The sequence below is a fragment of the Pseudoalteromonas rubra genome (assembly GCF_000967655.1).
Lineage (GTDB): Bacteria > Pseudomonadota > Gammaproteobacteria > Enterobacterales > Alteromonadaceae > Pseudoalteromonas > Pseudoalteromonas rubra_A.
In genome coordinates this window covers 36530-56872 of record NZ_JXYA01000063.1, presented here as the reverse complement: position 1 = coordinate 56872, position 20343 = coordinate 36530, and the positions used below count along the sequence as shown (strand labels likewise).

Annotated in this window: 20 protein-coding genes and 1 pseudogene; 19 read left to right on the top strand and 2 right to left on the bottom strand. The window is 48.5% G+C overall.

Annotation, left to right across the window (positions count from 1 at the left end):
- Positions 1-160 precede the first annotated feature (160 nt).
- The 5 genes and pseudogenes from lexA to TW77_RS21845 all read left to right on the top strand — a co-directional run bounded on the left by lexA (position 161) and on the right by TW77_RS21845 (position 5303).
- Complete coding sequence (lexA, locus tag TW77_RS21865; protein WP_046007083.1) at positions 161-769, top strand: transcriptional repressor LexA; 609 nt, start codon at positions 161-163, stop codon at positions 767-769.
- Between the two features lie 329 nt (positions 770-1098).
- The gene (gene coxB, locus TW77_RS21860) at positions 1099-2211 is read left to right on the top strand and encodes a cytochrome c oxidase subunit II (RefSeq protein WP_240479531.1); all 1113 of its coding nucleotides are present in this window, start codon (positions 1099-1101) and stop codon (positions 2209-2211) included.
- Positions 2208-3800, top strand: a complete 1593-nt coding sequence (ctaD, locus tag TW77_RS21855; protein WP_046007081.1) for a cytochrome c oxidase subunit I — start codon at positions 2208-2210, stop codon at positions 3798-3800. The genes coxB and ctaD overlap by 4 nt, the downstream gene beginning before the upstream one ends.
- Positions 3800-4315: pseudogene (locus tag TW77_RS21850) on the top strand (cytochrome c oxidase assembly protein); the annotation flags it as partial. The gene ctaD and the pseudogene TW77_RS21850, both read left to right, overlap by 1 nt.
- A gap of 124 nt (positions 4316-4439) precedes the next feature.
- Entirely contained in the window at positions 4440-5303 is an 864-nt protein-coding gene (locus TW77_RS21845; RefSeq protein ID WP_046007079.1) for a cytochrome c oxidase subunit 3, read from the top strand.
- Here the strand turns inward: TW77_RS21845 and TW77_RS24920 are convergent.
- Positions 5203-5511 (bottom strand): DUF2909 domain-containing protein, encoded by a 309-nt coding sequence (locus TW77_RS24920; RefSeq protein WP_082079009.1) that lies wholly within the window; start codon positions 5509-5511, stop codon positions 5203-5205. The genes TW77_RS21845 and TW77_RS24920 overlap by 101 nt on opposite strands.
- A 62-nt stretch (positions 5512-5573) precedes the next feature.
- Between TW77_RS24920 and TW77_RS21840 the strand changes: the two genes are divergently transcribed.
- The 13 genes from TW77_RS21840 (at position 5574) to TW77_RS21780 (ending at position 17982) form a co-directional block, all read left to right on the top strand.
- Positions 5574-6248, top strand: coding sequence for an SURF1 family protein (locus TW77_RS21840; protein ID WP_046007078.1), 675 nt, complete (start codon positions 5574-5576; stop codon positions 6246-6248).
- Positions 6238-6738: a hypothetical protein gene (locus TW77_RS21835; RefSeq protein WP_046007077.1), complete on the top strand. Its 501-nt coding sequence runs from the start codon at positions 6238-6240 to the stop codon at positions 6736-6738. The genes TW77_RS21840 and TW77_RS21835 overlap by 11 nt, the downstream gene beginning before the upstream one ends.
- The gene (locus tag TW77_RS21830; protein WP_046007076.1) at positions 6735-7727 is read left to right on the top strand and encodes a COX15/CtaA family protein; all 993 of its coding nucleotides are present in this window, start codon (positions 6735-6737) and stop codon (positions 7725-7727) included. The genes TW77_RS21835 and TW77_RS21830 overlap by 4 nt, the downstream gene beginning before the upstream one ends.
- A gap of 3 nt (positions 7728-7730) precedes the next feature.
- On the top strand, positions 7731-8636 hold the full coding sequence (gene cyoE, locus TW77_RS21825; protein ID WP_046007075.1) for a heme o synthase: 906 nt from the start codon (positions 7731-7733) through the stop codon (positions 8634-8636).
- Positions 8633-9235 (top strand): SCO family protein, encoded by a 603-nt coding sequence (locus TW77_RS21820; protein WP_046007074.1) that lies wholly within the window; start codon positions 8633-8635, stop codon positions 9233-9235. Before cyoE ends, TW77_RS21820 begins: the two co-directional genes overlap by 4 nt.
- 124 nt (positions 9236-9359) lie before the next feature.
- A complete protein-coding gene (locus tag TW77_RS21815) occupies positions 9360-9632 on the top strand; it encodes an STAS domain-containing protein (RefSeq protein WP_046007073.1) in 273 nt (90 codons plus the stop codon).
- Positions 9633-9641: 9 nt separating this feature from the next.
- Positions 9642-10004 (top strand): response regulator, encoded by a 363-nt coding sequence (locus TW77_RS21810; protein ID WP_046007072.1) that lies wholly within the window; start codon positions 9642-9644, stop codon positions 10002-10004.
- Between the two features lie 18 nt (positions 10005-10022).
- Positions 10023-12146 (top strand): chemotaxis protein CheA, encoded by a 2124-nt coding sequence (locus TW77_RS21805; protein WP_046007071.1) that lies wholly within the window; start codon positions 10023-10025, stop codon positions 12144-12146.
- Complete coding sequence (locus TW77_RS21800) at positions 12143-12658, top strand: chemotaxis protein CheW (protein WP_046007070.1); 516 nt, start codon at positions 12143-12145, stop codon at positions 12656-12658. The genes TW77_RS21805 and TW77_RS21800 overlap by 4 nt, the downstream gene beginning before the upstream one ends.
- 1 nt (position 12659) lies before the next feature.
- The gene (locus TW77_RS21795; RefSeq protein WP_046007069.1) at positions 12660-15347 is read left to right on the top strand and encodes a methyl-accepting chemotaxis protein; all 2688 of its coding nucleotides are present in this window, start codon (positions 12660-12662) and stop codon (positions 15345-15347) included.
- Between the two features lie 161 nt (positions 15348-15508).
- Complete coding sequence (locus tag TW77_RS21790) at positions 15509-16330, top strand: CheR family methyltransferase (RefSeq protein ID WP_046007068.1); 822 nt, start codon at positions 15509-15511, stop codon at positions 16328-16330.
- Positions 16327-16941 carry a chemoreceptor glutamine deamidase CheD gene (gene cheD / locus TW77_RS21785; RefSeq protein WP_046007067.1) on the top strand — a complete coding sequence of 205 codons (615 nt, stop codon included), beginning with the start codon at positions 16327-16329 and terminating at the stop codon, positions 16939-16941. Before TW77_RS21790 ends, cheD begins: the two co-directional genes overlap by 4 nt.
- Positions 16942-16950: 9 nt before the next feature.
- Positions 16951-17982: a protein-glutamate methylesterase/protein-glutamine glutaminase gene (locus tag TW77_RS21780; protein ID WP_046007066.1), complete on the top strand. Its 1032-nt coding sequence runs from the start codon at positions 16951-16953 to the stop codon at positions 17980-17982.
- Here the strand turns inward: TW77_RS21780 and TW77_RS21775 are convergent.
- Positions 17960-19006 (bottom strand): polysaccharide deacetylase family protein, encoded by a 1047-nt coding sequence (locus TW77_RS21775; RefSeq protein WP_156158730.1) that lies wholly within the window; start codon positions 19004-19006, stop codon positions 17960-17962. The genes TW77_RS21780 and TW77_RS21775 overlap by 23 nt on opposite strands.
- On the opposite strand from TW77_RS21775, the gene dinF reads away from it, so the two are divergent.
- The gene (dinF, locus tag TW77_RS21770) at positions 18983-20314 is read left to right on the top strand and encodes an MATE family efflux transporter DinF (RefSeq protein WP_156158729.1); all 1332 of its coding nucleotides are present in this window, start codon (positions 18983-18985) and stop codon (positions 20312-20314) included. The two genes, TW77_RS21775 and dinF, sit on opposite strands and share 24 nt — an antisense overlap.
- The last annotated feature ends 29 nt before the right edge of the window (positions 20315-20343 follow it).

Sequence of the window (20343 nt, the reverse complement as noted above, 5' to 3'; positions counted from 1 at the left end):
TTGTTCATCTAAAAAATGGCTGAGCGTGTCTAACCAATGGGGTCCAGCTCTGTCATTGCACGTTGCACGTTACCTTTGCTGGTTAAAGGCGATTAACCATTGCGAAAAAATGATAACTGTATATACTCACAGTAAATGCACTGTATGGAAAACCAGTTAAATGCGACCACTTACTAAACGACAAGAACAAGTTTTTGAACTTATAAAAGTTTTCATTAAGGATACTGGCATGCCGCCGACTCGAGCAGAGATTGCCGAGTCACTTGGGTTCCGCAGTGCGAATGCTGCAGAAGAGCACTTGAAAGCATTGGCTAAGAAAGGCGTAATTGAAATGGTACCTGGTGCAAGTCGAGGGATCCGTTTGGTTGACGACGAGCCAGAGCAACTAGGGTTACCTTTAATTGGCCGAGTTGCAGCTGGTGAGCCGATACTCGCACAAGAGCATATTGAAAGCCATTGTTCGGTCGACCCTGCAATGTTTCATCCTGCCGCAGATTACTTGTTGCGGGTTAATGGAATGAGCATGAAGAATATAGGGATCATGGACGGTGATCTACTTGCAGTACACCGTACTCAGGTTGTGAATAACGGGCAGGTCGTCGTTGCACGAGTTGAGGAAGATGTAACAGTTAAACGCTTTGAAAAGCTTGGTAAGAAAGTATACTTGCACGCTGAAAATGAAGACTTCTCTCCTATCGAGGTTGACCTAGAGCAACAGAATTTCTCCGTCGAAGGTTTGGCTGTCGGCGTGATACGCAGCGATATTTAATTCTTTCCTACCGCCCGGCGTGATACATGCCGGGCGAATTTTACTTCTTGTAAACACTTATATGCAGCCACACCAAGTGGTTCAGCGTATGAGTGACTCCTAACAAACAGCTATTTTTCAATTATTTCCCTACCCTAGAAAACAAAATCAGCGTCAGATAAAAACTTGCTAAACGGTTAAATTTTGACTAGTTGTTAAATGGTCGTGCAGTACGCATGGGTTAACCCAAGTGAAATGACAGTCATCCGATAATAAGAACCGTTGCTTCTCACTCCTGAGGCAATCGAGGGAGACGTCTAATGAAAATAGCGAAACTCATCACAGTTGCGATGTGTTTACTCGTCAGTACGCTCGTGTTCGCAAGCGACTACAATATGCGTACGGGGGTTACAGACATCAGTAACCAAGTTTATCAGTTACACATGACCATATTCTGGATCTGTTGCGTAATTGGGCTGATAGTCTTTTCAGTCATGTTTTGGGCATTGATCCACCACCGGCGCTCTAAAGGTGCAGAGCCTGCGCAATTTCATGAAAGTACTAAGGTCGAGATCCTTTGGACAGCCATTCCGTTTTTAATTTTGGTGGCCATGGCAGTGCCTGCAACAAAAACGTTGATTGCGATGGAAGACACTGACAAGGCAGACCTGACAATCAAAGTAACGGGGTCACAGTGGAAATGGCATTACGAATATCTTGGCCATGATGTCGACTTTTATTCCTTAATGTCTACACCAAGAGCGCAGATAGACAATATGGAGAGTAAAACAGAGAACTATCTGCTCGAAGTCGACAAGCCACTGGTCATCCCAACTGGCAAGAAAGTGCGGTTTTTGCTTACATCTGACGACGTGATTCACTCCTGGTGGGTGCCCGATTTCGCAGTTAAAAAGGATGCGAATCCTGGATTTATTAACGAAGCATGGACGAATGTGAATGAACCGGGAACATATCGAGGTCAATGCGCGGAATTGTGTGGCAAAGACCATGGCTTTATGCCTGTTGTAGTGGAAGCAAAGCCGGAAGCTGAGTTTCAGGCGTGGCTTGCTAACGAGAAGGCGCAAAGAGCGCTTGCTGCGCAGCAAGAGGCCGCTTTACTAGATCAGACGCTTAGCAAAGAAGAGCTGATGGCAACTGGTGAGCGCGTCTATATGGCTTATTGTGCTGCTTGCCATCAGCCTACGGGCTTAGGTTTGCAGGGGGTATTTCCTGCCTTGAAAGGCAGCGCTATGGTCACTGGAGACTTGCAAGCACACATAGCAATTATTATGGATGGGCGTCCAGGTACCGCGATGCAGGCTTTTGCCAAGCAACTCTCATTAAAAGAAGTAGCCGGAGTTATCACCTACAAAAGAAACAGCTGGGGGAATGATACCGGGGAAGTTATCCAACCCAGTCAAATACAAGCTTACCTTGACGGAAAACAGGAGGAAGCCAAATGACTTCGAGCACACAGCAGGCTGAACACGAGCACGATCATGCGCACCACGGTCCGGCAACCGGTATCAAGCGTTGGCTTTTCACAACGAATCATAAAGATATAGGGTCATTATATTTGTTGTTCTCTTTGTTGATGTTTCTGATCGGCGGTGGGATGGCTATGGTGATCCGGGCTGAACTGTTCCAACCAGGGCTTCAGCTTGTAGACCCTCACTTTTTCAATCAAATGACTACAGTCCATGGTTTGATCATGGTGTTTGGTGCCGTAATGCCAGCCTTTACCGGACTGGCTAATTGGATGGTACCCATGATGATTGGCGCGCCCGATATGGCGCTTCCACGGATGAACAACTGGAGCTTTTGGATCTTACCATTTGCTTTTCTGATATTACTGGCCTCGCTCTTTATGGAAGGCGGTGGCCCAGCGTTTGGCTGGACCTTCTATGCGCCTTTGTCCACCACTTACAGTAACGACAATACCGCTTTATTCGTCTTTGCAGTTCATATCATGGGTGTCAGCTCAATAATGGGGGCAATTAATGTCATCGTGACCATAGTCAACATGCGCGCGCCCGGTATGACATGGATGAAGTTACCTTTGTTTGTATGGACCTGGCTGATCACCGCATTTCTGCTGATCGCTGTAATGCCTGTGCTGGCTGGAGCGGTAACTATGGTGTTGACGGATAAGTATTTTGGAACGAGCTTCTTTGATGCTGCCGGCGGGGGGGATCCCGTGATGTTCCAGCATATTTTCTGGTTCTTTGGTCATCCAGAAGTATACATCATGATATTACCGGCTTTTGGGGTGATCTCTACGATAGTGCCGACTTTCTCAAGGAAAAAACTGTTTGGATATGCATCCATGGTATACGCAACCTCATCCATCGCCTTGTTGTCTTTTATTGTGTGGGCACATCATATGTTTACTACCGGTATGCCGTTGGCCGGTGAGCTCTTTTTTATGTATGCGACTATGCTTATCTCTGTACCAACCGGCGTCAAAGTTTTTAACTGGGTAGCTACAATGTGGCGTGGTTCAATCAGTTTTGAAGTGCCGATGTTATTTGCTATCGCGTTTATTGTGCTGTTTACGCTCGGAGGCTTTTCGGGCTTAATGCTGGCGATTACGCCCGCCGATTTTCAGTATCACGATACTTACTTTGTGGTTGCTCATTTCCATTACGTGCTGGTCACAGGGGCTGTCTTTTCGATTATGGCAGCAGCTTATTACTGGCTGCCTAAGTGGACGGGCTATATGTACAGCGAGACCTTGGCTAAATGGCACTTTTGGTTGTCATTGGTCAGTGTGAATATCTTATTCTTTCCGATGCATTTTGTTGGGCTCGCAGGAATGCCACGACGGATCCCCGATTACGCACTGCAATTTGCAGACTTCAATGCTTTGATAAGTATTGGCGGTTTTGCCTTTGGTTTATCTCAGTTGCTGTTTGTGGCTGTGGTATTCAAGTGCATAGCAGGCGGGCAGCGTGCGCCAGCCAAGGTGTGGGATGGTGCAGAAGGGTTGGAGTGGGATGTTGCGTCACCTGCACCTTATCATACTTTTAGTACACCTCCTGAGGTGAAGTAATGCATGCTCCGTTACTGAGAAAGCTTTTGTTATTGGTGCTGGGCATGTTTGCATTTGCGTTTGCCCTGGTGCCGCTTTACGACGTGTTCTGCGACATCACAGGGCTCAATGGCAAAGTGGAGCTGACAGCCGCTGAGGCAAGCAAAGAGCAAGACCTAGCGCGCAAAGTAGATGTGAGTTTCACAACGCATACGCAAGGACAGGCACCCTTTAAGGTGCAGGCCGAGACCTATCAAGTGACTGTTACACCTGGCACGTTAACAGAAGTCAGTTTTACGGCCGAAAATCTGAGCGTTGATGCTCGCATAATGCAGGCTATTCCATCTGTCTCTCCTGGTATGGCGGCAAAGTATCTGCATAAGCTCGCTTGCTTTTGCTTTGATCAACAAAGTATGCAGGCAAGGCAGAAAATGTCTTTCACCTTACGGTTCTATGTCGACACAGAGCTGCCTACTGACATCGCAGAGCTGACGCTCGCATATACGTTGTATGACATTACAGACAGAAACGCGGCTGTTTATGTTATGCCTCAGTACCCAGCAATAAAGCAGTTTGGTGATTTCGAGCGTGACGCGGTTGGTAAAGGTTACGTTTACAGTATACAAGCCGCAGTGTATCAACAAATACGAGGATTAAGTCATGGCTAGTGGTAACGAAAAATATTATGTACCTGAGCAAAGCCCTTGGCCCATAGTGGGGGCCGTAGCCCTGTTTGGAGTTGCTGTAGGGGGTGGGTTAACCGTAATGAAAAGCCCTGCTGGCCAGTTTATTTTATATGCCGGGATTGGCTTACTGTTGTTTATGTTAGCCGGGTGGTTTCGGCATGTTATTCGGGAGTCGCAAGGTGGTTTATATTCACAGCAGATGGATCGTTCATTTCGACAGGGGATGGCCTGGTTTATTTTTTCGGAAGTGATGTTTTTTGCTGCATTTTTTGGTGCTTTATTCTATGCGCGTATGTTTGCGGTGCCCTGGCTGGGTGGTGCAAGCAATAACGCTATGACACACGAGTTACTGTGGCCTAGCTTTGAAGCGGTATGGCCTTTACTGAACACACCAAGTGGTGACACAACACAAGCCATGGGATGGCAAGGTCTGCCGCTGATAAACACCATTATTCTTTTGATTTCATCTGTCACACTGCATTTTGCGCACGCTGCCATGGAGCAGGACCAAAGAAACAAAGTAAAGGTGTTTTTAGGGTTAACTATTTTGCTGGGGTTTGCCTTTTTGGCCCTGCAAGTTGAGGAATATGTGTATGCCTATCAGGATTTGGGGCTTACTTTAGAGTCAGGCATTTATGGTAATACCTTCTTTATGCTCACTGGATTTCACGGTATGCATGTCACGCTTGGCGCTATTATTTTAGCAGTGGTTTGGCTACGGGTAATGAAGGGGCATTTTAGTGCACATCATCATTTTGCATTTCAGGCAGGTGCCTGGTACTGGCACTTTGTTGATGTGGTCTGGCTGTGCTTGTTTGTGTTTGTTTATGTGTTGTAGCGCCCGGGGCTGGGTTGAAGTTGAGCCAGCCCAGCCCTTTCGCAATGAGAATAAGCAGCAAAACGCTTGCTGAGAAAAACACCCTTTTACCCAACAGCCGAGACATTGACTCTCCTGATTGAGTCCCTTTGAGCATGATGAACAAAGCTCGAAACAGGTTATAGATGATGCTGAAAAGCAAAACAATAATAATTAATTTGAGTAGCATGACATATGACGCAGGTAAACATAAGTAGATCAAAGGTTAGCGCATATTGCTCAGTTTTGGCAGTGGGTGTTGTGGTGTGCACTTGCCTGGCTCTTTCTCTATGGCAGTGGCAAAGAGCGGCGCAAAAGACCCACCTGATTGAGAAGCGACAAAGCGATCAGTCACCGCTCGAGTTAAATGCGCTTGCTGACCTGCAAAACCCAAGTGCCCTGGAGGGAAAGCTGTTTAGGGTGAGGGGGTATTTTGATACGTCACGTTTTTGGCTGCTCGACAATCAGATATTAAATGGTGCACCTGGCTATGATGTAGTTACCTTATTTCGCCCCGTTTATGGCGAAACGTGGTTGGTTGTCAATCTTGGCTTCATCCCGGCAACACACAGCCGCGCCGTTTTACCTGAGATTACACTCCCCAGCGAATTACAAACCGTTGACGTAGAGTTCAAAATCGGTAAGTGGGCAGGTTTTACGTTAGCTGCGCAGCCTGACCTGAATGTGACCCAGCCCGAGCTGCTCCAGTACCTTGATCATGCCTTTTTTGTTGCGCAGACACGGCGTCCGGTAGCACCTGCCTTAGCGTATGCTTCACGCCCAGTTATGAGCAACATACAGCCCCACTATGAAGCGGTTGTTATGGGGCCAGAGAAACATCGGGCCTATGCACTGCAATGGTTGTTGTTGGCAGTTGCTGCAGTGGTTGTTCCCTATTTTGCTTATAAAAGGAAGAATGATGAATAAGGTAGCCGGATTATTTTTAGCCTGTTGTATGTTACCTCTGATCGCTGCATGGGTGGTGCTCTGGTCGGGTTGGCAACCGGATAGCACGACTAATCAAGGTAACTTTCTGAGTCAGGAGGTCATCCTGGATGTGCCAGAACAAAGCCACAAAGCCTGGTTTATTGCTTTGAATCAGCCAGCTAGTTGTGCTCAGTTATGTCAGAGCCAGATTGCTTTGATGGAGCAACTTACTGTTGCACTGGGTAAGCATCGTCAGCAAGTGGGCTTGCTTTTGTTGGGTGAGGGACAAAGCGAAGAGGCGAGCGTACTGCCAGAGGTTGCAAGTTTATCGCCGGGGGCTTTTTATCTGGTCGACAAGCACGGTCTGGTGGTACTGGAGTATTTACCGCAGCCAGACCAAACCGCAAACAGGGTGCTGATGAAAGGCCTGCTGAAGGATTTAAAAAAGCTACTGTCTTACGAGCGAAGCAGTGCGGGAGGTAAGCAATGACGCAAGGGTTTAGAAGATTAGTATTTATGTCAGCCTTGCTGGCAGCTCTGGTGGTCACATTGGGGGCCTATACCCGGTTGAGTAATGCCGGTCTTGGCTGCCCGGACTGGCCGGGTTGTTATGGCTTTTTGACGGTGCCTAACGAATCTCATGAATTAATGTCGGCGCAGCAGAAGTTTCCCGGTGCAGAAGTACACCAAAAAAAAGCGTGGATCGAAATGATACACAGGTATTTTGCTGGCAGTTTAGGCTTGATAGTCGCAGCGATTTTTTTTATGGCACTGCGCTACTCCAGCGCCAACAAAAATATAAAAGGGTTGTCGGGGTTACTGGTCGTATTAATCATATTTCAGGCAATGCTGGGTATGTGGACCGTGACGATGAACTTACAGCCTTTGGTGGTAATGGGGCATCTGCTGGGTGGGTTTACCATACTTAGCCTGTTGACGTTATTATGGCTCAAAGCTCGTCAGCCAGCTGCTGTCCCCATTGCTCATGTTGCCGGTTTGAGGTTTTTGACTCTGGCTGTGTTGTTGATACTGATACTGCAAATTGCGCTGGGCGGATGGCTTGCTGCTAACTATGCTGCGCCTCATTGTCGTGGTTTGCCGTTATGTGAAAATGGCGAGCTGTTCTCACTGAGTAGTCTGTTTCAGTTGCCACATTCTTCCGCCAGTTATGAGTTCGGTGTACTGCCGTTTGAAACCCGGCTTTCCATACACCTGGTTCATCGGATCTGGGCTATGGTGACGTTGTGTGCCATCTTGCTGTTAAGTTGGCGTTTGTACCGGGCTATTCCCGACAAGCGTGTGCGAGCTGTCATTATGTTGCCGGCTATCCTTGTATTGTGCCAGGTGCTATTGGGCGGGGCGATTGTACATTGGCAGTTCCCGCTGTTGCTGACGCTATTTCACAATGTGATGGCGGCGCTTTTACTGCTGAGCATGGTTCGGGTGTGTTATCTGCTGTTTTATCAATCTAAGGAGTAAGTTATGGCTATGAGCGTACATCAACTCGGATCAGCACTGCCCGATTTCTACGCAGGTATCAAGCCCTACCTGGCGATCACCAAAGCTAAGGTGGTCATGATGCTGGTGCTTACTGCCTGGGTAGGCCTTGCGCTTGCACCGGATACAGGGCGCACTCTGGTACAACAACTAATGAGTTTGCTGTCAATTGGTCTTATCTCTGCGGCGGCTGCGGCGGTTAATCATGTCGTTGATCGAAACAGAGACAGTAAGATGGCACGAACGCGCCATCGCCCCCTGGCGAGGCAACAACTCTGTGTATCAAAGGCGCTGTTGTTTGCCGCTTGTCTGGCTATTATCGGAACCACAGGCTTGTTGGTGTTCAGTAATTGGTTATGCACCGTGTTAACCCTATTGGCCTTGCTCGGATATGCGGTTGTTTACACTATGTTCCTCAAACATATGACGCCGCAAAATATCGTGATTGGTGGACTGGCAGGTGCCTTACCCCCATTACTGGGCTGGGTAAGCGAAACGGGCAGCATGGCGGCCGAGCCCTGGTTATTGGTGATGATCATTTTTGCCTGGACGCCTCCGCATTTTTGGGCGCTGGCGATAGCGCGCGAAGCTGATTATGCCAGAGCTGGCACACCTATGTTGCCTGTGACTCACGGGATCCAGTTCACTAAATTGTGTATCGTCGTATATACACTGTTGTTGTCAGTGACCTGCGTGCTTCCTTATCTGATAGGTATGGTGGGGTATGTGTATTTGGCCACGGCCAGTGTACTCAATGGATTGTTTATCTTTTTGGTTGTACGTTTGTATATTCATCATACAGGTCAACAGGCGATGGGGGTTTTTCGTTTTTCTATCTGGTATTTGCTGTTACTCTTTGTCTCACTATTCGTTGACAGAGCTCTGATATGAAAAAATTTTTTGTTCTCTTATGTACGACTGCACTGCTCCTTGGGTGCCAGCCTGCCCCCAAAGTGTCGGAGTTTGCCGTACATTATGAACAGCCAAGGACGCTTAAGCCCTTTACGCTGGAAGATCAACATGGCGCGCCGGTTACAACCGAGCAATTAAAAGGGCAATGGAGTTTGTTGTTTCTCGGTTACACACACTGCCCTGATATCTGTCCAATGACTTTGGCCAAACTCACCAATATTGCCGAGCAGTTAAAGCCTTACCAAAATGTCAGCGTCTGGTTTGTCGCGGTAGACCCACAGCGCGATACGCAAGAAAAACGAAAACAATATATTGATTACTTTAATCCTGATTTTGTCGCAGCATCAGCGCCTCATAACGTCTTGTTCCCATTTGTTCGGGACATTGGCTTGATCTATGCCATTAATAACAGCGATCAACCAGAGTATTATGTCGACCATAGTGCATCGATTGCATTAGTTAACCCGCAAGCGCAATTGGCGGCCATATTCAAGCCCGAGTTCAAGGCCGGGGAGGTGCCCGTTATTAATGAGTCTCAGCTAATTGAAGACTTTAAGGTGATAGTCCCAGGTCAGTAGTAGGCTGCGTAAAGTGACTGAATTTAATAATTAATTATTTCTTTTAAGTTATAAATATGGCAATTTCACGGTCACGGTCTAATCTATTCATATCAATAAGATTTGCAAGGAATGTGCAAGGCACATGATTAAACTTCCCCCGGAGCTGGTCATAAACCAGGTTGAAGAATTGCATCAGCAGCTGGTGCTTGAGCTTGATGCAGGCCATGCTATTTCTTTAGACATCAGTGAGATTGTGCGTGCAGACACCGCTTCAATCCAACTGCTGTGTGCGTTGCAAAAATATTTGCTGGATATTGGACAGCACATTTCCTGGGTAGGCGAAAGTGCCGCGTTGTCTTCATCTGTTGAGAAACTAGGGTTAACCGAACTTTTATCTATCAGTAGTACGAATTAAGAGGTCATTATGAAAAAGATTTTAGCTGTGGATGATTCTGCTTCAATGCGTCAGATGGTTGGCTTTACTTTAAAAAAAGCGGGCTTTGACGTGGTCGAGGCAAAGGATGGCAGTGAAGCGCTCAATCTGGCTAAACAACAAGGGTTTGATGCTGTGATCTCGGATGTGAATATGCCCGTTATGGATGGCATTACCCTAATTCGGGAGCTGAGAAACTTACCTGATTACAAGTTTACTCCGTTGCTGATGCTCACCACCGAGTCGGGCCTGGATAAGAAAAGCGAAGGTAAAGCGGCAGGCGCTACGGGCTGGATTGTGAAACCATTTAACCCTGAACAATTGCTGGCTGTACTGAAAAAAGTCATTCGTTAATCCTCACGAGGTGCTGCCATGAGTATCGACTTAAGTCAGTTTTTCGATGTGTTTTTTGAAGAAAGCTTCGAAGGGCTCGATGCGATGGAGTCTGAGTTACTGAACCTTGAACCAGGTAAAGAAGATCAGGAGACCATCAATACCATTTTTCGTGCTGCACATTCGATAAAAGGTGGAAGTGGTACCTTTGGCTTTACAGCAGTTTCTGACTTTACTCATGTGCTTGAAACTTTGTTAGACCAAATTCGCAACGGGCAACGACAGCTTACTGCGGAGCATGTCAATCTGTTGCTCAAGGCCGTTGATTGTTTGCGGGCGATGCTGACGGCTTTGCAGGCGCAACAGGAGCCCGAGCAACAAGAAGCAAACGAATTAAAACAACGCTTTGAAGCCATTCTTAATGGTGACAGTCGCACTGACGAGCAAGGGCAGGCTACCAGTACAAGCGACGATACATCCGAAGAGCAGGCACACCTTCCTATCACCTTTCAGATCGATTTCAAGCCTTTGCCCTACCTGTTTAAAACGGGCAATGAGCCCTTGTACATGATTGCTGAGTTGTCTGAACTCGGAGAGCTGGAAACCCAAGCTCTGCACGATGAGTTGCCTAAGTTCAAACAGCTGACACCCGATGATTGCTACCTTTATTGGCGGTTTTTCCTGACCACCACACGTGGCGAGGCGGCAATTCGTGAGATCTTCGAATGGGTAGAAGATGATGCCGAAATCACCATAGTGCAATGCGGCGGTCTATTCGATGCGCCTGCTGAACCCACAGCACAAGTCGATATGCTGCCTGACGAGCAGGCTGAGCCCGAACTACCACTAGAGATAAATGTCCCTCAAAAACCGCTGCACGAAGTTAAAAAGGAGCCATCGGCGGGTAAAGATGCGCGTAAAAATGCAGATCCCAGCACCACTTCCATTCGGGTTGGCATAGATAAGGTGGATTCACTCATCAATATGGTAGGAGAGCTGGTTATTACACAGGCTATGCTCAGTCAGATAGGTGAGCAGGAAATTACCGAGTCCAGTATCGCGGCGCTGCAAGAGGGTCTTGCGCAACTGGCGCATAATACCCGCGATCTGCAGGAAAACGTGATGCGTATTCGTATGCTGCCGATCAGCTTTGTTTTCAGCCGCTTTCCACGACTCGTGCGCGACATTTCACAAAAATTAAATAAGCAGGTAGAGCTTAAGTTGATTGGTGAACAAACCGAGCTGGATAAAACCGTCATGGAAAAGCTCTCTGATCCTATGGTGCACCTGGTACGCAACTCGCTGGATCATGGCCTGGAGACACCCGAGCAGCGCATTGCCCAGGGTAAGGATCCGGTTGGAACAGTCACGCTGAATGCATTTCACCAGGGCGGCAATATTGTGATTGAGATTATGGACGATGGCAAAGGACTGGATACCGATAAAATTCGCAAAAAAGCCATTCAGAATGGGCTCATTCAGGCGCAGGATGAACTCTCTGTTGACGAGATCAATGAACTGATTTTTATGCCCGGCTTTTCAACCGCAGACAATGTCAGTGAAATATCCGGCCGCGGTGTCGGCATGGATGTGGTGCGTAAAAACATTCAGGCCTTGAACGGCTCAGTGGAAGTGAGTTCTGAAGCTGGCGTTGGGTCAACTTTTACCATTCGCTTGCCACTGACGTTAGCTATTTTGGATGGGCAACTGGTACAGGTTGCTGAACATACTTATATCATTCCACTGATCTCGATTGTTGAATCGCTGCAAATTGATATTACCAAAGTCAGTAACGTTGGTAAGGGCTTACAGGTGCTACGTTTGCGTGATGAGTACATTCCTATCCTTCGTTTGTATGACATTTTTAACCACAAAGGTGCGCGCGAAGAACTGGACAAGACCTTGCTGGTGGTGGTTGAAAACGACAATTACAAAGTGGGTATCCTGGTGGATGATTTACTGGCACAACAGCAGGTTGTGATAAAAAGCCTGGAAGCCAACTATCAACGTGTTGATGGCATTTCAGGGGCAACCATTTTAGGAGATGGCACGGTGTCTTTGATCATTGACATCAGCGGCCTGATAAAACTGAGTGGTTTAAGGCGGCCTGGCTCGTCTGAGCTGCTCGTTGACCTGAAGACGGATGAGGGTATCCCGGCATGACAGAGCGCATGAACTTGAATCAGCAACTGGTGCTGGATGTCAATGCAGACGAGAAGCAGTTTCTGACGTTTATGATGGATGAAGAAGAGTACGGGATTGATATTTTAACGGTTCAGGAAATTCGAGGCTGGGAGCCTGTAACTGTGATCCCCAATTCCCCATCATTTGTTAAAGGTGCGATGAATCTACGCGGGACGATAGTACCCATTATCGACCTGCGGCAGAGATTTGGTATTACTCACATCGACTATGGCCCGCTCACTGTGGTGATAGTGGTGTCGGTAACCCTCAAAGAGCAGAAAAAACTGATGGGCATTGTCGTAGATGCGGTGTCCGATGTGTATAGCATCTCAGAAGAGACCGCGAAGGATGTGCCCGACTTTCAGGACTCAGAAAATGCACAGTTTGTTCATGGTCTGGTCAATGTAGGGGAAAAAATGGTGGTGTTATTAAATTTGAAGAAAGTGCTCGATTTACACGACAAAAGTTGTGTTAAGAGTAACGGGGGCTGAAATGAGTAGTCAGAGTATCCAAAGTAGTTTAAACAATAAAATCATAATTGCCGGTGTGATACTGGTTGTCAGCATCGTACTGGGACTGCAGCTTGGGGGCACAGCTTCTGAAAACATGAAGCTGGTGGCAGTGGCCTTGCCTCTGTTTGGGGTTGTCGTGGCTTTAGGATACCTGAGGATGGCGCTATCAGCGTTTAGTGACCAGTTGGGTTGCGTGTATCGCGTGTTGCCGCATGTTTCGGTGGCAGATCAGGATGTGCTGCAGGGCATAGATCTAAGTGACTTTCCTGACTTGTTCAAAGCGTTAAAAGCCTCAGACGATGAGCAGGAGCAAAACGACTATACACAGAGCTTGCTGCTGGCACTGCAAGGTTGTCAGGCCAATATTATGGTGGCAGACGCCGATCTGAATATTGTTTATTTGAATGACTCCGTAAAATCTATGCTCAAAGTGAATGAGCAGCAATTACAGCAGGATTTACCAGGTTTTAGTGTTGCCGGTCTGATAGGCACTAATATTGATTCCTTCCATAAAAATCCAAGTCATCAGCGTAATATTCTGGCCAATTTGCGCGACACTTATCAAACCAGAATCCAGGTTGCTGGGCTGTCATTTGATCTCATTGCCACACCCGTCTTTGATGATGGGCATCGGATTGCGACACTGGTTGAATGGAAAGATCAGACGCAGTGGCTTGCGGCTGAAGAAAAACACCGCAGCCTGGCTGAGAAAAATGCGCGAATTTCCCGTGCCCTGGATGTGTGTCAGGCGAATGTGATGTTGGCCGACGAGCACCTCAATATCGTCTATGTTAATGAGTCGGTACTGGCCATGCTCAAAGGTAATCAGGCCCAGCTTCGTACGGCATTACCTCACTTTGATGCTGACTCTTTAATTGGTACTAATATCGATGTGTTTCATGAGAATCCGCAGCATCAGCGCGGTTTACTGAACAAGCTGTCAGATGTGTATAGCACCGATATTGTGGTTGCTGGATTTAATTTTGGTTTGATTGCCACGCCGGTCTTTGATCAAAAAGGTCTGCGCATTGGCACTGTGGTTGAGTGGGAAGACAAAACGGAGCGCTTGGCTGTCGAGCAAAAAGCGTTGCAGGCTGCGGGTGAAAACCTGCGGGTACGCCGTGCACTCGACAATGTGCAAACCAATACCATGATTGCTGACGCCAACAATACCATAGTGTATATGAATCAGGCGGTACTCGAGATGATGAGAAATGCCGAGTCTGATATCCGCAAAGACCTACCTAATTTCGACAGTAACCAACTGGTTGGGCAGAACATTGATGTATTTCATCGTAACCCTGCGCACCAGAGACGCCTGTTAGAGACACTGTCTAAACCTTATCAAACCGAAATTAAAGTTGGCGGGCGTACCTTTGGCCTGGTTGCCAATCCCATTATCACGGATGCTGGCGAGCGCGCCGGTACTGTGGTTGAGTGGGAAGACAGAACTGGTGAAGTCGCAATTGAGCAGGAAGTGAATGCGGTGGTGGAGTCGGCTCGTGCGGGGAATTTGTCAGCGCGACTGGAGGAAGGCGATAAGCAAGGGTTTTATTTACGCCTCACTCAGGGGCTCAATGGGTTGCTTGAAAGCGTCGATGGTGCCGTGACCGACACTGGGAATATGTTAGATGCGCTAGCCCGGGGCGATCTTACACAGCGCATTGAAGCCGACTATCAGGGGGCGTTCGACAAGCTGAAACAAGATGCGAACAGCACAGCCGACAAACTGACCAATGTGCTTGAGCGGATCAGTGCGTCAGCCACTTTGGTTGCCAGTGGTGCAGAGGAAATATCGCAAGGTAACGCAGACTTAAGCCAGCGTACTGAAGAACAGGCCTCTTCGTTGGAAGAAACGGCGTCGAGTATGGAACAAATGACCAGCACGGTGCGTCAGAATGCAGACAATGCCAAGGTCGCCAATGAGCTGGCTGAAGAAACCAGCGAAAAAGCAACGCGCGGCGGTGAGGTGGTTAATCGTGCGGTCGAAAGTATGTCTGCAATCAACGATTCGAGTAAAAAAATCGCCGATATCATCAGCGTAATAGATGAAATTGCTTTCCAAACCAATTTACTGGCGTTGAATGCCGCGGTAGAGGCAGCCCGGGCTGGTGAACAAGGGCGGGGTTTTGCCGTGGTAGCAGGCGAAGTACGAAACCTGGCTCAGCGCTCCGCGGGAGCGGCAAAAGAGATCAAAGATTTGATCCGCGACAGTGTTAGCAAAGTTGAAGATGGTACGCTGTTGGTTAATGAGTCAGGTGAAACACTCAAGGAAATTGTGGCATCCGTCAGACGTGTCACCAATATGATCTCTGATATTGCGGATGCCTCGGTCGAGCAAAGCTCCGGGATTGAACAGGTAAATAAAGCCGTTACTCAGATGGATGAAATGACCCAGCAAAATGCAGCGCTGGTGGAACAAGCATCCGCTGCGGGTGAGTCAATGGCTGAACAGGCAAATGATATGCGCAATATGCTCAACTTCTTTAAAGTTGGAGAGGCGCCAGTTGCCCGCCAGGCTATTGCGAATAAACCTCAGGCGACAAATGGTCAGGCTCGCTCGTCTGCCATGGGTTTGTCGGCGCCTGAAAGTCGCACTACGCGAGCACCTTTGGAAACCAAAGCTAACCGTTTTGCGGACGACTCTGAGGAGTGGGAAGAGTTTTAACAGTTCTGGTTTGTTTGCACTGCTTTACAGCGGTGCCGCGCACTTCGCATCAGCTTCGTGACAGTGACACGTCTTAACCCACCGGAATTATCACATACCGAGTGCACGTAACAATGCATGATACGGGCGCTCGGACTCATGGCGCTTGGGTGAGGAGGGATATGAAAGAGTTTTTGATGACGGATGAGGACTTCAGCAGTATATCTCGGCGAGTTTACGAGACCTGCGGTATCGTACTCGGTCCTCATAAACGCGACATGGTGTACTCGCGGCTGGCGCGCAGAGTGAGGGCCAACGGATTAAGCTCATTTGCAGATTATCTGGCGTTTCTCAATGAAGAACCCGATGCAGAGTTTAGCCACTTTATTAATGCCATCACAACGAACCTTACCTCCTTCTTTCGCGAAGTGCATCATTTTGACTTTTTACACCAGAAGGTGCTCCCTGAGCTAAAGCTCAAACATAAAACAGATAAACGGGTGCGGATCTGGTCCGCAGGCTGCTCGACTGGTGAAGAGGCTTATAGTATTGCGATGACCATAGGCAACGCATTTCCAGCTGACTGGGACGTAAAGGTACTGGCCACGGATCTGGACTCGAACGTATTGCACAAAGGACAGGAAGGTATTTATAACAGTGCATCGGTGACAGGGTTGAATAGCGAGCATCTGAAAAAATGGTTTATGGGCAGCCCAGATGGCACTCAGTACAAAGTAAAAGAAACGTTGCGCTCGAGCGTGTATTTTAAGCGCCTTAATTTGCTGGAGCCGTGGCCAATGAAAGGGCCTTTTGATGTGATTTTTTGTCGTAATGTGCTGATTTATTTTGACAAGGCAACCAAAGACCGGTTGTTTGAAAACTTTTATCAACTGCTGGCCGAACAAGGTTATTTATTTATCGGTCACTCGGAGACGATGGGCAAAGAGCATTTGGAGTTTAAAAACCTGGGGAGAACTATGTATCAAAAGGCGGCGCAGATATGAACCAGTTTAAGCCTGTGTTACATGGCTTTGAACATGTAAAACGATTCTGGGATTCGGGTCGTGGTGCTGTTGTCGCAAAAGTGTTACCCGGAGAGTTTTATGTATCAAAGAATGATGAGCTGATCTCCACGGTATTAGGCTCCTGTATTGCGGCTTGCATTTATGACGAACACCACAGGGTGGGTGGTATGAACCACTTTATGCTGCCAGGTGTAAAAGGGACGACCGCGATTCATGCCGACGATCTTAATTGTCGCTATGGTAACTGGGCTATGGAATACCTGATCAATGAAGTGATTAAAAACGGGGCCAGACGAGAGAATCTAAAAATAAAGCTGTTTGGCGGCGGGAAAATCATCAGCTCGATGACAGACATAGGTATTGGCAACATTCGCTTTGCAGAAGCCTACGTAGAGGAAGAAAATCTCACTCTTATCTCCCACGATGTCGGTGGACCCTGGCCACGCAAAGTGGTATTTCACCCTCAAACGGGTAAAGCTCAGGTGAAGAAGCTGCGTCAGATGCACAACGACACCATTGAAAAACGCGAGGTTAAGTATCTGCATGATATTGAAGAGCAAGGCAAGCAAACTGATATTGAGTTGTTTTAGAGAGAGCGCATGATTAAGGTACTGATAGTTGATGATTCTCCTTCGCTCAGAGCGATACTGACCAAGGTTCTGGAGCTTGCCCAGGATATCCAGGTGGTCGGGGCGGCCGAAGACCCCTATGAAGCGCGAGAGATGATTAAGAAACTCAACCCCGACGTGTTAACCCTGGATATCGAAATGCCGAGGATGAACGGACTGAGCTTTCTCAAAAACCTCATGCGCCTGCGCCCGATGCCTGTGATCATGCTATCAACCTTAACGCAGCAGGGGTCGCCTGCAACGCTTGAGGCGCTGGAACTGGGTGCCATTGACTTCATCGCCAAGCCAACCTCAAACGTGGCTGCCCAGCTACATGCTTACGCAGAGACATTACATCAGAAGATCCGTATTGCCCGCCAGGCCAACCTGTATGCCCTCCGTACTGAAAAAGATGTGCAGCAGGCACCTGTTTCACAGCATACCCAGTTCAAAACCAGCGCTGTGTTGGCGCTGGGAGCATCTACAGGCGGTACCGAGGCATTACGTGAGGTCTTGGTCCGGTTACCCCAGCACTGCCCGCCCGTGGTAATCGCGCAGCATATCCCTCCGGTATTTAGCACGTCGTTTGCGCAGCGTATGGACCGTATTTGCGATGTATCGGTTAAAGAAGCCGAAGATTGGGATGTGCTTATGCCCGGGGAGGTGTTTATTGCACCAGGAGACAGGCACCTTAAAGTGGTTCAAAAAGGAGGCCGCCTGCTGTGTCAGCTGTGCCAGAGTGAGAAAGTTAACCGCCATCGACCCTCAGTGGATGTGTTGTTCGACTCTCTATTGCCATGGGCAAAACAGGTCAGCGCGGGTTTATTGACTGGTATGGGCAGTGATGGCGCTGCAGCGCTGCTGCGTCTCAGAGAGGCCGGAGCAAAAACGCTGGCGCAGGATGAGGCAACCTCTGTGGTGTGGGGCATGCCCCGGGCCGCCGTTGAAATGAAGGCGGCCGAGAAAGTGGTGCCTCTGTCCAAGGTAACGATGGAGCTGCTTAGTGCTGTGAAGCGTCCGTGATCACCCAAGGTTGCGAGTACCAGTAAAATTGTCCACTTTGTTTTTTAGAAGGTGCCGTACAGTTATAGCGAGAACGCCCATTCGATAAGGGTTTTGGTGTTGTAATCGTCACGGCTTTATCACCCTGCCAGGTCAGCTCTGCTTTGCCTGCACCAGATACAAAACAGGCGAACTGGCTCTGGTAAAAATCCATCTCTTTAAAGGTCAGGGTAATCGAGGGTGTGCGGTTATCCGTGACCGAATCCTGATATTTAGCCTGAGCCAGTGAAAACGGCAGTGAATAAAGCTTGGTTTTTAAGGTTTTCAGGCTGGCATAGATGCCTGAGGCGGGAAAACGTGGCAGACGGGTAAAGTCTGAGTCTGGTCCAGCGGCGCCAGAATGTTGTCCAATCCCTACCAGGTTCAGCTCGGTGACTAACGCCTGTAAAGGGCGGTTAAACTCGCCATAGGGATAAGCGATATAAGGTAAATCATGGCCCACCTCGGCTTTGATCCGCGCTTGTGACCAAAGCAGATCCTCACGAACCCGGTTACGCCACTGAGTCTGGCTTTCTCCGGCTAGCTTATGATGCAGGTAGTCGTGCTGAGCGCTGTGGTTGGCAATTAATGCACCGCGTTTTGCCAGCTGGCGCAGCTGCTCCCAGCTCATTACATAGCCTTTTTTCTCATCAATCAGTTTAGGGTTAACAAAAATCGTATAGGGGTAACCAAATTGCTCAAGCAGTGGGGCTGCGGCTTCCATATTGTTCAGGTAACCATCGTCAAAGGTAATGGCGACGGTTTTTGCAGGCAGTGCGTTACCTGCCTGCAGTTGCGTGATCAGCGTATCCAGCGCAATCACGTTAAACTGCTCTGATTTGAGAAAGTTCAGGTGCTCAAGAAAAGTGGCTTCACTGACGCTGGTGACGGCCGGCAGTTTTTCACTGACATGATGATACTGTAGAATGACCGCGGCCAGACCTGCCCGGGTGTTGAACAAAACGAGTATAAGAACTAAAACATGAAACCACTTAATCGCGCGCATACTTCCCACCATTTTCAGTTGCTTGCTATTGCTGCTCCGATGATTTTATCAAATATCTCGGTGCCCCTGTTAGGATTAGTTGACACCGCAGTCATCGGCCATCTGAGTGAAGCCTATTACCTTGCCGGTATTGCGCTGGGTTCCGGCAGCATTGCCTTGTTGTTCTGGCTGGCCAGTTTTTTACGCATGAGCACCACCGGGGAAATCGCCCAGGCAAATGGTCAGCAAGACGCTGGGCGGGCGCTCCAGTCGTTGTCGGCCAGTATGAGCTTTGCTGCATTATTTGCTCTGTTGTTGATAGTGAGTACGCCCTGGTTACTTGACCTGATCGCGGCGCTATCCGCGGCCACGCCAGAAGTTTTTGAACAAGCGGCGATATACTTTTCCATTCGTATTTTCAGTGCGCCTGCTGCCATGCTGAACCTGGTGATGCTCGGATTTATGCTGGGGATGCAATACGGACGTGGTCCTTTCTACGTGGTGTTGTTTACTAACATCGTTAATATAGTACTGGATGTCCTGTTTGTGGTGGTGCTGGACTTTGCCGTTGCAGGGGCGGCCTGGGCATCTGTGATCGCCGATTATTCCGCGCTGGTGTTGTCTTGTTATTTGCTGCGCGGGGTGCTTGAGCGGGAAGGCTGGCAGTGGCAGTTTAAAGTACCACACAAAGAGGAGATGCAACGTTTGCTGCATCTCAACCGCGATATTTTTATTCGTTCTCTCATGCTGCAGCTGTGTTTTAGCTTTATGACTTTTTATGGTGCCAGACTGGGCGAAGATATTCTGGCTGCCAACGCGGTGCTGCTGAACTTTCTGATGCTGGTGAGCTTTGCGATGGATGGCATCGCGTATGCTGTGGAAGCCAAAGTCGGGCAGGCCAAAGGTGCACGCGACTTAGCTATGTTAAGGCGTTGGGTGCGGCTGAGCTGCTTCTGGGCTGGTTGCTTCGCCCTCGTGTATACCCTGGTGTTTGCTTTGTTTGGTCCGGCGGTGATTGGCTTACTCACCGACATTCCGGTGGTCATTGATACTGCACTGGTGTATTTGCCCTGGCTGGTGGTGTTACCTGTGATAGCAACCAGCTGCTTTTTGTTTGATGGCGTATTCGTCGGCCTGACCCGGGCGAAGGAAATGCGCAACAGTATGTTACTGTCTGCTGTGCTTGGGTTCTTTGTGCCGTTTTTGCTGGCTCAGCAATGGGGTAATCACGGATTATGGTTTGCTATGAGTTGCTTTATGGGATTAAGAGGGCTGACACTGATTGTGAAATATCAGCAGCTGAGTGCCAGGCAGCAGTTACTGGATTAAATCAACCAGCGGTATGCGCCAAAAGGCGC

Excerpts from the sequence above, each read along its gene's own strand:
- lexA (WP_046007083.1), top strand. The coding sequence starts at position 161 with ATGCGACCACTTACTAAACGACAAGAACAAGTTTTTGAACTTATAAAA.
- TW77_RS21820 (WP_046007074.1), top strand. The coding sequence starts at position 8,633 with ATGAAAAAATTTTTTGTTCTCTTATGTACGACTGCACTGCTCCTTGGG.
- cyoE (WP_046007075.1), top strand. The coding sequence starts at position 7,731 with ATGGCTATGAGCGTACATCAACTCGGATCAGCACTGCCCGATTTCTAC.
- coxB (WP_240479531.1), top strand. The coding sequence starts at position 1,099 with ATGTGTTTACTCGTCAGTACGCTCGTGTTCGCAAGCGACTACAATATG.
- cheD (WP_046007067.1), top strand. The coding sequence starts at position 16,327 with ATGAACCAGTTTAAGCCTGTGTTACATGGCTTTGAACATGTAAAACGA.
- TW77_RS21790 (WP_046007068.1), top strand. The coding sequence starts at position 15,509 with ATGAAAGAGTTTTTGATGACGGATGAGGACTTCAGCAGTATATCTCGG.
- TW77_RS21795 (WP_046007069.1), top strand. The coding sequence starts at position 12,660 with ATGAGTAGTCAGAGTATCCAAAGTAGTTTAAACAATAAAATCATAATT.
- TW77_RS21810 (WP_046007072.1), top strand. The coding sequence starts at position 9,642 with ATGAAAAAGATTTTAGCTGTGGATGATTCTGCTTCAATGCGTCAGATG.
- TW77_RS21775 (WP_156158730.1), bottom strand. The coding sequence starts at position 19,006 with ATGCGCGCGATTAAGTGGTTTCATGTTTTAGTTCTTATACTCGTTTTG.
- TW77_RS21815 (WP_046007073.1), top strand. The coding sequence starts at position 9,360 with ATGATTAAACTTCCCCCGGAGCTGGTCATAAACCAGGTTGAAGAATTG.
- dinF (WP_156158729.1), top strand. The coding sequence starts at position 18,983 with ATGAAACCACTTAATCGCGCGCATACTTCCCACCATTTTCAGTTGCTT.
- ctaD (WP_046007081.1), top strand. The coding sequence starts at position 2,208 with ATGACTTCGAGCACACAGCAGGCTGAACACGAGCACGATCATGCGCAC.
- TW77_RS21805 (WP_046007071.1), top strand. The coding sequence starts at position 10,023 with ATGAGTATCGACTTAAGTCAGTTTTTCGATGTGTTTTTTGAAGAAAGC.
- TW77_RS21845 (WP_046007079.1), top strand. The coding sequence starts at position 4,440 with ATGGCTAGTGGTAACGAAAAATATTATGTACCTGAGCAAAGCCCTTGG.
- TW77_RS21830 (WP_046007076.1), top strand. The coding sequence starts at position 6,735 with ATGACGCAAGGGTTTAGAAGATTAGTATTTATGTCAGCCTTGCTGGCA.
- TW77_RS21780 (WP_046007066.1), top strand. The coding sequence starts at position 16,951 with ATGATTAAGGTACTGATAGTTGATGATTCTCCTTCGCTCAGAGCGATA.
- TW77_RS21800 (WP_046007070.1), top strand. The coding sequence starts at position 12,143 with ATGACAGAGCGCATGAACTTGAATCAGCAACTGGTGCTGGATGTCAAT.
- TW77_RS24920 (WP_082079009.1), bottom strand. The coding sequence starts at position 5,511 with ATGCTACTCAAATTAATTATTATTGTTTTGCTTTTCAGCATCATCTAT.
- TW77_RS21835 (WP_046007077.1), top strand. The coding sequence starts at position 6,238 with ATGATGAATAAGGTAGCCGGATTATTTTTAGCCTGTTGTATGTTACCT.